The organism is Cupriavidus sp. HMR-1, assembly GCF_000319775.1.
Lineage (GTDB): Bacteria > Pseudomonadota > Gammaproteobacteria > Burkholderiales > Burkholderiaceae > Cupriavidus > Cupriavidus metallidurans.
This window is the reverse complement of sequence record NZ_ANKP01000109.1, coordinates 1-10,848: the sequence shown is the minus strand read 5'-3', so window position 1 is coordinate 10,848 and position 10,848 is coordinate 1. Positions and strand designations below refer to the sequence as shown.

10 protein-coding genes and 1 pseudogene are annotated in these 10,848 nt (G+C 63.0%); 2 read left to right on the top strand and 9 right to left on the bottom strand.

The genetic code is table 11. The features are described 5' to 3' along the window. Positions 1 to 275: pseudogene (locus tag D769_RS15355) on the top strand (glycine zipper family protein); the annotation flags it as partial. Between the two features lie 22 nt (positions 276 to 297). On the opposite strand, the gene D769_RS15350 reads toward D769_RS15355, so the two are convergent. The 9 genes from D769_RS15350 to recA form a co-directional block, all read right to left on the bottom strand. Beyond that, complete coding sequence (locus D769_RS15350; RefSeq protein ID WP_040011071.1) at positions 298 to 2,085, bottom strand: O-antigen ligase family protein; 1,788 nt, start codon at positions 2,083 to 2,085, stop codon at positions 298 to 300. Between the two features lie 210 nt (positions 2,086 to 2,295). Beyond that, a complete protein-coding gene (locus D769_RS32925) occupies positions 2,296 to 2,880 on the bottom strand; it encodes a pilin (protein WP_272938070.1) in 585 nt (194 codons plus the stop codon). Between the two features lie 174 nt (positions 2,881 to 3,054). Next, complete coding sequence (locus tag D769_RS15340; RefSeq protein WP_081596808.1) at positions 3,055 to 3,609, bottom strand: pilin; 555 nt, start codon at positions 3,607 to 3,609, stop codon at positions 3,055 to 3,057. 358 nt (positions 3,610 to 3,967) lie between these two features. After that, positions 3,968 to 4,663 (bottom strand): TerC family protein, encoded by a 696-nt coding sequence (locus D769_RS15335; protein ID WP_008646504.1) that lies wholly within the window; start codon positions 4,661 to 4,663, stop codon positions 3,968 to 3,970. Between the two features lie 312 nt (positions 4,664 to 4,975). Continuing rightward, complete coding sequence (sucD, locus tag D769_RS15330; protein ID WP_008646503.1) at positions 4,976 to 5,857, bottom strand: succinate--CoA ligase subunit alpha; 882 nt, start codon at positions 5,855 to 5,857, stop codon at positions 4,976 to 4,978. Between the two features lie 58 nt (positions 5,858 to 5,915). Then, positions 5,916 to 7,082 (bottom strand): ADP-forming succinate--CoA ligase subunit beta, encoded by a 1,167-nt coding sequence (gene sucC / locus D769_RS15325; RefSeq protein WP_008646502.1) that lies wholly within the window; start codon positions 7,080 to 7,082, stop codon positions 5,916 to 5,918. 89 nt (positions 7,083 to 7,171) lie between these two features. Beyond that, positions 7,172 to 7,843: a DUF2889 domain-containing protein gene (locus tag D769_RS15320; RefSeq protein ID WP_008646501.1), complete on the bottom strand. Its 672-nt coding sequence runs from the start codon at positions 7,841 to 7,843 to the stop codon at positions 7,172 to 7,174. A gap of 339 nt (positions 7,844 to 8,182) precedes the next feature. After that, entirely contained in the window at positions 8,183 to 8,653 is a 471-nt protein-coding gene (recX, locus tag D769_RS15315; RefSeq protein ID WP_008646500.1) for a recombination regulator RecX, read from the bottom strand. Between the two features lie 128 nt (positions 8,654 to 8,781). Then, on the bottom strand, positions 8,782 to 9,843 hold the full coding sequence (gene recA, locus D769_RS15310) for a recombinase RecA (protein ID WP_008646499.1): 1,062 nt from the start codon (positions 9,841 to 9,843) through the stop codon (positions 8,782 to 8,784). 239 nt (positions 9,844 to 10,082) lie between these two features. Here recA and D769_RS15305 point away from each other — a divergent pair, with 239 nt between their 5' ends. After that, on the top strand, positions 10,083 to 10,772 hold the full coding sequence (locus D769_RS15305; protein ID WP_008646497.1) for a response regulator transcription factor: 690 nt from the start codon (positions 10,083 to 10,085) through the stop codon (positions 10,770 to 10,772). The last annotated feature ends 76 nt before the right edge of the window (positions 10,773 to 10,848 follow it).

Here is a 10,848-nt window from a genome sequence, read left to right as displayed (position 1 = left end):
CATTCGGTGGCGGCAGCGGCGCGGCCGTGGGTGCGGGCGCCGGCATGTTGACGGGCGCGGCCGTTGGCACTGGTGCCGCCTATAACTCCGCCTACGGCACGCAGCGCCAGTACGACGCCGCATACGTCCAGTGCATGTACGCGACCGGCAATCGCGTACCGGTGTACGGGCAGATGGTGTCCGCACCGCCGCCAGGGCCCGCGCACGAGTCGATGCCTCCGGCCAACTACCAGCCTTACTATCCGCCGCCTCCGCCGCCTGGCTACGTTCGCTGAATACTGCCGGCGCGAACGTGCCTCAACCGCGCCGGGCGCGCAGACGCGCCCAGGCGCAGAACTCGCGCGGCCTGCGGTCGGCGCCTAACGCGTCGCAGTCGCGTGAGAGCATCTCGAAAACCGTCGCCTCGTCGCCCTGAAAGTAGTACTGCAAGCGCTCTACCCACTGGCGTGCTTTCGCTTGATCGCCAGTCAACGCGAGCAACCAGGCCGTGCGCCCGATGAGGTTCGGCGTTGGCAGCAGATGCAATGCGGCCATGTGCGCCGGCAGCAGGCTGGCAGCATTGTCCGGCGTGATCCTGGCGTGCTCGACGCTGTCCGAAGCCGCGTGCTGGCGGAACCAGAGCTTGGGCATCGGCAGGCTATCCCGCTTCTCTTCATGCGCGTACTCGCGTGCCTCGACACGCTTGTAGTCCTGCCAGAGCGTCACAAGCAGAAAGGCGGACACGACAATGAACACCACGCACGCCATCGCCGGAACGGCACGCGGCAAGCGCTTGCCAAAGCCGGATGGTTCGAGCCACGCCAGCAGGAAACAGAACGGCAGGAAGAAGTACAGGTAGTGCAGCGGATACTCGAGCATCGAGTGCGCCCCATACATCGCAAGCCAGAACAGCATCGGCACGGCCATGGCGCGCTCGCCCGACGACGCTGTCCAGATCCGATCGCGCACCACGCGCCAGAGCCACCCTACCAGCACCAGCGCCACGCCGACGGTGCCGACCAGACCTGTCTTTGCCAGCAGATCGAGTACTGCGTTATGCGCATGGAGCGACATCTCGGCCGTTTTGCCAACCTCGGCCATCTGCTGGAACTGGGCCCAGCCAAACTCGCCATAGCCAACCCCGAGCAGTGGATGCGTGCGGAACATCGCCCAGGCATGTGCCCACAAGGCGCCGCGGCCGGAAACCTGATCGCCGGACTGGAGTTGCGCGACGGTGTCAAACAGCCGCCAGTCGAACAACTGACCAGCGTGCTTGATGGCTGGCTGGAGCACCACGATGCCGACGACCATCAGCACTGCGGCGACAATCAGCCCCGGCGCGCGATGCATCGGATCCGTGCCACGAGGCGTGCCCCGTGCCAGATGCGCGGCGATCAGCGCGTACAGCGCGGCCAATCCGATATGCAGCACGCCCGTGCGCGACCCGCTCAACACGATGCCGCTTTCCAGCAGCAGCACCGCGACGAGCCAGCCCGGAAACCGCAGCCACCCACGCGTGGCGAGCCACACCGAAGCCACCAGCGCCAGGCCCTGAATCGTGGCCTGATGATTCGGCTGGTTCAGATTGCCCCAGAGGCGGCGGTTGTTGTCGTAGAAGTATTCAGATACGAGATTGAATGCCTGATCTTCCAGATGGAAGACCTGCACCCATTGCGCCAGCGTGCCGAGGAGCCCCGCAATCATGAAGGCGATCGCGAGCGAATCGACAATACTCGCGCGCTCGTCGGTCGACATCGACTGGCTGGCACGCCATGCGGCCAACATCAGCGCCGCGCCCAGCGCCAGCACGATTTGCGTGAGCTGACGGCTGCCGGTGACATCGACCATACCCATGGCGGCTTGCGCGACGGTCGTGACGATCAACCAGATCGGCAACAGCACGATCCACGGGAACGCTCCGGACGCTCGCGAGCCCGACTGGTTTGACCTCAGCGCCAGGGCGATGACCAGGAATACGCCAAGCAATCCGGCCGTCCACTCGCCATAGAACGTGGCAAGCGGCAGCGTGTGCTTCGAAACCAGCAGGGGCAAGGTAAATGCGACGACGATCGCCGTCGCGGGAAGCGTAGCTCGAGGTGCCGGCATTCGCGCGCAATCAGGGGCAAAGGCGACATGATAGCGCGGCACAGTGGGGGTGCCGAAAGATCGGTGACGTAGATCGGCGATGACTTGGAGGTATGAGCTCCCGCGCAGCGGTGGGACCAGGCGCCTGCACCAAGGTGTTCTTCGGCCCAGCGGATGGGCCACGCGCTCGCGTACTACAGGCCAACACTACGTTCGTCCCAGGCGGTCGCCCTAGACCGCCTCGGGACTATTCGTACAGGATCGAGGAATGTATCGAGCCTCGGCATTGGACGTACAGGTCCACGCGATGGAGCCGGTATTGGCGCCAAGCATCGTCAGTGTCAGCGTTTTTCCGTTGAGCCCCTGCGAGACGTCCTTAGTCCGGAAGGTTGCCGTAATCGTGCAACCACCCCCGCTCGCCGCAGATCCGCCTACAGTTACAGACTGAACATATGAGCCGGATATGTTCCCAGACACGGGAATACCGTCGTATTCCCCATAAGAATTGCTCGGGCAGGTACCACGCTGCGAAAACGATTCGACGACCGCCGTCTTCTGCGCCGAAGCTAGCGTGAGGCCCTCGGCAAACTGCGCCCTGGCCACGTAGTCCTGATACTGCGGAACCGCGATCACCGCAAGAATGCCGACGATCGCGACGACGATCATCAGTTCGATCAGTGTGAAGCCTGCCTGGCGCAGTGAACGCGCTTGCGAACGTTGGCATGAGACCCGGTATTGCATATGACCCCCTAGGAAGTTGTTGTTGGCATCTGGCCAGGACGGCTTGAGTGCCGCCCGGCCCGAGGCATCTTCCAAGGAGTCGGTTGCGTAGAAATTGACGTTGCACAAGTGGCGGAGGAACGTCGCAATCGCAGGTATGTGCGACGAAAATGCACAATCGCGCGATGCCCCAGCCCTTGCCGATACGCGGATCAGATGCCTCCGATCCATGCCATCGGCAGCCCAGCGCGCGAAGCAATGCTAGTTACCTCAGCCCGTCGTCGTGGTCGTCGTAGTCGTCTTGCCAGACTGGCTCGCTTTCGCGCAGGCCTGCGGCACGTATCGCTTGTCCGCCGAAGACTCGCACTGCCAGGTCACCGACCCGCCGTCTGCATTACCCATGGTCAACGTCACCTGCTTGCCGAGCAGGCCCCTGGTAATGCCTTCGTCCTTGAACTTGGCGATGATCGTGCAGCCGCCAGCATCGGAGGCCGTGCCACCCGTTGTGACGCTCTGCACATAGCTCCCCTTGATCGCCGAGGCCACGGGCACGCCGCCGACCGCCGCGCTCGCATTGTTTGGGCAGGTACCAGCCGCCGCAAACGAATCGATCACGCCGGCTTTCTGCCCGGAGGCCAGGCTCATGCCTTCGGCAAACTGGGACCGCGCGATGTAGTCCTGGTACTGCGGGATGGCGACGCCGGCAAGAATGCCGATGATCGCGACTACGATCATCAGCTCAATCAGCGTGAAGCCTCGACGATTCTTTCGCTCCAATGCGCGACGTTGTCCGCGCAGGAAAACGACTTTGGTTTGACGCGTCATGTTGACCCCTTTCATTAGTGTTGTGCGATTGGAAAAGTGCGGGTGCGCCCGCAATCCGCGATGCGCACGGGGCCATGATCGCGAGCGAAACCGCGAGGTCCCAATGACCTCGGACAAATCTGACAGCGCTGTGGGAATTGTTTGGAAAACCACAGGAGTGTGTGGTGTGGATGCTGCAAGATGGGTGTTGCGTCGAAACCACTGGGTACGCCTGCGTCGCCCCTTGCCCAACCGCTCCAACCGCTCTTTCACAGGCAAAAGCGCGAGACTTGCCTGCTGGAGGCAATTCGCTCCCTACAAAACAAAACGGGCGACCCCGTGAGGGTCGCCCGTTTCAGGCTCGCGATTTGGCTTGCGATCAGGCCGTCTGTGCGGAACGCCGACGCAGCAGCTTGCCGAGCATGACCACCAGCACGGCGCCCACGACGCCGAACACCAGGTGCGCATGCGGCACGTGTACCTGGAACCACTCGGCATCCACCGGGTCGCTGACGAGCATTTCGCCGGCCAGATAGCCCAGCAGCGCGGCGCCCAGCACGATGATGATCGGGAAGCGCTCCATCACCTTGAGCAGGATCGTGCTACCGAAGACGATCAGCGGAATCGACAGGCCCAGACCCAGCACCAGCAGCATCAGCTGGCTGCCTTCGGGACCCTTCTGCGCGGCTGCGGCCACGGCCACCACGTTGTCCAGCGACATCACCAGGTCGGCGATCAGGATGGTGCGGATGGCAGCCCAGATATTGTCCTTGGCGTCATGGCCATCTTCATCGTCGTCGCCGGTCAGCAGTTGCACGCCGATATAGACCAGCAGCAAGGCACCCACGATCTTCAGATACGGCAGGCTCAGCAGCTTGACTGCGGCCACGGTCAGAACCACCCGCATGATGATGGCGGCGGCACTACCCCAGAAAATGGCCTTCTTTTGCTGGGCAGGGGGCAGATTGCGGGATGCGAGCGCGATCACGACTGCGTTGTCGCCCGACAGGACGATGTTGGTCAGGATGATCGATCCCAGCGCAATCCAGAATGCGCTGCTGGACAACAATTCCACGGCAAGACTCCTTCCTCGATTTCTAAGTTATTCCAGGTCCGCAGGGGCTCCCACTGCGGACTTTTGGATGTCTGAATTACCAGACATGGAGATTTATCGTACGAACCTTTCGATTCGGTTTCAATCCGCGCTGCAGCAGCCTCGGGATATACCCTAGGATTTTGCGTCGCCAGAATGACGTTGCCCCCGCTTCTGAGGCGGGGGCAACGAATGCGGCGAAGCGCTCCGGCAGGAGCCGGCATACGCCGCAGGTACGGCAATCGCGTTGCACGTGCTTTAAGAGCACACACAAGCGACATCGGTGGGAATGCCTTACAGCATTGCCTTCAGCAGGCGGCCCATTTCCGACGGGTTCTTGGTGACCTTGATACCGCAGGCTTCCATGATTTCCAGCTTGGCCTGGGCGGTGTCGGCACCGCCCGAGATCAGCGCGCCGGCGTGGCCCATGCGCTTGCCCGGAGGCGCGGTCACGCCAGCGATGAAGCCAACCACCGGCTTCTTCATGTTTTCCTTGATCCAGTAAGCCGCGTTGGCTTCGTCCGGACCACCGATCTCACCGATCATGACCACGGCGTCCGTTTCCGGATCGTCGTTGAACATCTTCATCACGTCGATGTGCTTCAGACCATTGATCGGGTCGCCACCGATACCGACGGCCGACGACTGGCCCAGGCCCAGCGCGGTCAGTTGGCCCACGGCTTCATACGTCAGCGTGCCCGAGCGCGACACCACGCCGATGCGGCCCTTGCGGTGGATGTGACCCGGCATGATGCCGATCTTGATCTCGTCCGGCGTGATCAGGCCCGGGCAGTTCGGTCCGAGCAGCAGCGTCTTCTTGTTCTGGCGACGCATCTTGTCCTTGACTTCCATCATGTCGCGGACGGGGATGCCTTCGGTGATGCAGACCACCAGGTCCAGATCGGCGTCAACGGCTTCCCAGATGGCGGCTGCGGCGCCTGCGGGCGGCACATAGATCACCGACACGGTCGCGCCGGTTTGTTCCTTGGCATCCTTGACGCTTGCGTAGATGGGAATGCCTTCGAAATCTTCACCGGCCTTCTTCGGGTTCACGCCTGCCACGAAGCAGTTCTTGCCATTGGCATAGTCACGGCAGCCGCGGGTGTGGAACTGGCCCGTCTTGCCGGTGATGCCCTGGGTGATGACCTTGGTGTCCTTGTTGATCAGAATGCTCATTTGCTAGTCCTTTTAGTCGCCCCGCCCGGCTGCGGCCAGGCGGCAACGAAAGTTGTCCTTACTTGCCAGCGACGGCGGCCACGACCTTCTGGGCGGCTTCTTCCATCGTGTCGGCCGAGATGATCGGCAGACCGGAATCAGCCAGCATCTTGCGGCCCAGCTCTTCGTTCGTGCCCTTCATGCGGACGACCAGCGGCACGCCAAGCTGCACGGCCTTCGAAGCGGTGATCACGCCTTCGGCGATCACGTCGCAACGCATGATGCCGCCGAAGATGTTGACCAGGATGGCCTGCACGTTCGGGTTCTTCAGCATCAGCTTGAAGGCTTCGGTCACCTTCTCGGTGGTGGCGCCGCCACCCACGTCGAGGAAGTTGGCCGGCTCGCCACCGAACAGCTTGATGGTGTCCATCGTGGCCATGGCCAGGCCAGCGCCGTTCACCAGGCAGCCGATGTTGCCGTCCAGCGAGATGTAGGCCAGATCGAACTTCGAGGCCTCGATTTCGTTGGCGTCTTCTTCGTCCAGGTCACGGTACGCGACGATTTCCGGGTGACGGAACAGCGCGTTCGAGTCGAAGTTGAACTTGGCGTCCAGGGCAACGACCTTGCCGTCGCCGGTCAGGATCAGCGGGTTGATTTCGGCCAGCGAGGCATCGGTGTCCCAGAATGCCTTGTACAGGCCTTGCAGGGCCTGGCGAGCCTGGGGAACGCTGGCGTCGGGCACGCCGATCTTGCGGGCGATGTCGTCAGCGTCCGAATCCTTCAGGCCTTCCGACGGCTCGATGATCAGCGTGTGGATCTTTTCCGGGGTGTGGGCAGCGACTTCCTCGATGTCCATACCGCCTTCGCTCGATGCCATCAGGGCCACCTTCTGCGACACGCGGTCCACCACCAGCGAAACGTACAGTTCCTTCTTGATGTCGGCGCCTTCTTCGATCAGCAGGCGATTGACCTTCTTGCCTTCCGGGCCGGTCTGGTGCGTCACCAGCGTCATGCCGAGAATGTTGGTGGCGTAGGTCTTGACCTCGTCGATGCTCTTGGCCACCTTCACGCCGCCGCCCTTGCCGCGGCCGCCTGCGTGGATCTGCGCCTTGACGACCCACACCGGGCCGCCGAGCTGTTCAGCCGCCTTCAGGGCTTCTTCAACCGAGAAAGCAGGGATGCCGCGCGGAACCGGCACATTGTATTTGCGCAGGATTTCCTTGCCTTGATACTCATGGATATTCATGCGTGTTTCCTTTCGGGTAGGCGTAAAGGGATGGGAAAAATGATAGGAGACGAAGGGCTCTCGCCTTTTCCTGGGGCCGACCGTGACAGTCAGCCTGACGTACCGTTGGGCCGGTGGGCCAGGGTGTCTTCGCCACCTGATGCGGGGGCATCGGCGCGTGACGCGGTCTGGGGGGACGACGCCGCAGCGCCGGCTTTCGGTTTCGGCTGGTGACCATACCAGCGCGGGTAAAACTGACGAACCACCTCGCCCTCGAAATGGAGCGCGTGGCATCCATGGAGCTGCATGGGGGGTTCGGGATCGATGTCTTGCGCGCCATCGCGGATATTGAACACATCGCCCGCGAAGGCTTGAATGGCCGCAGTCGGCAGCACGCCGGCCAGTTCGGTCAGATGGGTGCAACCGGCAACGCTGCCCAGGCGCTCACGAACTGCCTTGCGGAACCCCTTCGACAGGTTCAGACCGATCAGCTTGCGGTAGGCAGGGCCGATGAGGTCGCAATGCGTCGGATAAGGCACCCAATCAGAGCATGCCTCCGCATCGACGACGTTCATGCGCAGATCAATCGTGACGCGCAGCCACAGATCGTGCAGCGGCTGGCCTTCAGGGCGAATCCGGCCGCCCGCCAGTTCGATGTCGCGGGGCTTGGTGTCAGTCAGGCGCGCTTCGATGTCCCATAGGCCATCGTCCCGCAAATAGGCCTCGGCCGTGATGGCACGACGGTGACGCAGGACTCGATTGGCTGGCGGGGAAAGCGGCATGACACCAGGGGCTGACGCGGCAGGCTGAAAGTGGCGGATCGGGGGCAATTCATCACGGCAAATGGCTTGGTCCATGGGTAAGACCACCATGGACGGCCATTTGGGCCGCTGAACTCGTGGAGTTTAACATGCCGCGCTGGTTTGACCGGATACATCCTGCGCAACGAACTGTCCGCACGCAATTGTTGCAGCGACGATCCCGGCAAACCCAGCCTGCGCAACGGCTGGCCGGCGTCCACGTGACGCCTCGCTGCGATGCATCAGTGGTACGACGACTACGCCGACTTCACACGAATACCCCTCATGCGTACACAGGTATGCGGCTGCCCGCATAGCCCGTCATTTCCCCAAGTCGTCCAGGCCTTCGTCCTCGGCCCCGCGGATGATCTTGCCCACAACCGATCGGGAAAATCCGCGCGCCATCATGAACCGGACTTGCTTGGCGTGGGCCTCCGGCGAGTCCGGCGGAGCACCGAAACGCTTGCGCCAAACCTCGCGTGCGCGATCCAGCTCGGAATCGCGCAGGCGGTCCTGCAGATCACGTAGCTGCTCATTGCCGAGTTGGTGCGTCTTGGCTTCCTGCAATACACGCGCCGCGCCGTAGCGACTGGCCCGGCGGTGAACGAGGCTATCGACGAACCGCTCATTGGACAGCCAGTTGTCGCGTTCGAGCACATCGAGCAGAGCCTCCACCTCCTCTGCCGATTCGGCATGAGGCGCCAGCTTGCGCGCGAGTTCGGCCCGGCTGTGCTCCCGACGGGAAAGGTAGCCGACGGCACGGGCTTTCAGGGAGAGGGGGGGACGGGGCATTCGGCTGATATTCGGCTGATAACGAGGAAGCCGGCAGTCGGCGCTGCGGGATACGGGAAAATCGGGGTGAAAACAAAAAAGCCGCCGCACAAGTATGCGACGGCTTTCGTCAGACAGCGACGTCAGGGTCAGCCTTCGACCTCTGCCGGCGCGCCCGCCACGGTATTCAGCGGCGCCACGCCCAGCGCCAGACGCACCTTGTTCTCGATCTCGTCGGCGATGTCCGGGTTCTCGCGCAGGTACTCGCGTGCGTTGTCCTTGCCCTGGCCGATCTTTTCGCCGTTGTAGCTGTACCAGGCACCGGCCTTCTCAACGATCTTGGCGTCCACGCCCAGGTCAATGATTTCACCCTGGCGCGAGATACCCTGGCCATAGAGGATGTCGAAGAACGCCTCGCGGAACGGAGGTGACACCTTGTTCTTGACCACCTTGACCTTGGTCTCGTTGCCGACGACTTCGTCGCCCTTCTTGATCGAGCCGATACGGCGGATGTCCAGGCGCACCGAAGCGTAGAACTTCAGCGCGTTACCGCCGGTGGTGGTTTCAGGCGAACCAAACATCACACCGATCTTCATACGGATCTGGTTGATGAAGATCACCAGGCAGTTCGTGCGCTTGATCGTGCCGGTCAGCTTGCGCAGCGCCTGGCTCATCAGACGAGCCTGCAGGCCGGGCAGCGAATCGCCCATCTCGCCCTCGATTTCCGCCTTCGGCACCAGAGCGGCCACCGAGTCGATCACGATCAGGTCGATCGAGCCCGAGCGCACCAGCGCGTCGGTGATTTCCAGGGCCTGCTCGCCGGTATCGGGCTGGGAGATCAGCAGGTTGCCGACGTCCACGCCAAGCTTGCCGGCATATTGGACGTCCAGGGCGTGCTCGGCGTCGATGAACGCGCAGGTGCCGCCCAGCTTCTGCATCTCGGCCACCACCTGCAGCGTCAGCGTGGTCTTGCCGGACGATTCCGGACCGTAGATCTCGACCACGCGGCCGCGCGGCAGGCCACCCACGCCCAGCGCGATGTCCAGCCCCAGCGAGCCGGTGGACACTACCTGGATGTCCTGTTCGATTTCGCCATCGCCCAGGCGCATGATCGAGCCCTTGCCGAACTGCTTCTCAATCTGGGAGAGCGCGGCGGCAAGCGCCTTCTGCTTCTCAGCGCTCACGCCGGCGCCGGCCTTCTTGTCGTCCATGGTCGTCCTTCAATCAATGGTGTATAAATAGGCCGCATACGGCGCGGCGCCCGGAACCCAAAGCCCTTTTTCGGGATGGAATTTCCAGGCCACGACGCCCAACCCGGCATGGTGCGATCACCTTTCATGGTAGCTCGCCCGGAATGTCGGGTACTGTATAAAAAAACAGTATGCTTGGCAAGCCCCACCGGCACCGCGGCCGGCGGCCGGCTGTGGCCGGCCACGAGGTGGAGACAATCATGCGGATTCTTATCGCCGAAGATGACGATGTGCTGGCAGACGGGCTGACGCGCTCGTTGCGCCAGTCCGGCTATGCCGTCGATCACGTTGCGAATGGCGTGGAAGCCGATTCGGCCCTTTCCACGCAGTCGTTCGACCTGCTGATCCTCGATCTCGGCCTGCCCCGCATGTCCGGGCTCGAGGTGCTCAAGCGGCTGCGCGCGCGCAGCGCCATGGTGCCCGTGCTGATTCTGACTGCGGCCGACAGCGTCGACGAACGCGTGAAGGGGCTGGACCTCGGCGCCGACGACTACATGGCCAAGCCGTTCGCGCTGTCCGAACTCGAGGCCCGGGTGCGCGCGCTGGTGCGCCGTGGCGCAGGCGGTGGCGCCACGCTGATGCGCCACGGGCCGCTCGCGTTCGATCAGGTCGGCCGCATCGCCTATCTCAATGAACAGATGCTGGATCTCTCCGCGCGAGAGGTCGGTCTGCTCGAAATCCTGCTCACGCGCAGCGGGCGGCTCGTATCGAAGGAGCAGCTCGTCGATCACCTGTGCGAATGGGGCGAGGAAGTCAGCAATAACGCGATCGAGGTGTATGTGCACCGCCTGCGCAAGAAGATCGAGGTTGGCGGCATCCGCATCGCCACGGTGCGCGGGCTGGGCTACTGCCTCGAGAAATTCCAGCCGGCCGTGGCCGCGCATGGCTGACACCACGGGGGCTGATCGCGCATGAGCCTGCTGCGACTGCCGTGGCGACGCCGTTCCGCCGCGGGCCCCGCACGCG

Bases quoted from the DNA above. Each gene is read 5' to 3' on its own strand.
- D769_RS15350 (WP_040011071.1), bottom strand. From the start codon at position 2,085: ATGCCGGCACCTCGAGCTACGCTTCCCGCGACGGCGATCGTCGTCGCA.
- D769_RS15340 (WP_081596808.1), bottom strand. From the start codon at position 3,609: ATGACGCGTCAAACCAAAGTCGTTTTCCTGCGCGGACAACGTCGCGCA.
- sucD (WP_008646503.1), bottom strand. From the start codon at position 5,857: ATGAGCATTCTGATCAACAAGGACACCAAGGTCATCACCCAGGGCATC.
- sucC (WP_008646502.1), bottom strand. From the start codon at position 7,082: ATGAATATCCATGAGTATCAAGGCAAGGAAATCCTGCGCAAATACAAT.
- D769_RS15320 (WP_008646501.1), bottom strand. From the start codon at position 7,843: ATGCCGCTTTCCCCGCCAGCCAATCGAGTCCTGCGTCACCGTCGTGCC.
- recX (WP_008646500.1), bottom strand. From the start codon at position 8,653: ATGCCCCGTCCCCCCCTCTCCCTGAAAGCCCGTGCCGTCGGCTACCTT.
- recA (WP_008646499.1), bottom strand. From the start codon at position 9,843: ATGGACGACAAGAAGGCCGGCGCCGGCGTGAGCGCTGAGAAGCAGAAG.
- D769_RS15305 (WP_008646497.1), top strand. From the start codon at position 10,083: ATGCGGATTCTTATCGCCGAAGATGACGATGTGCTGGCAGACGGGCTG.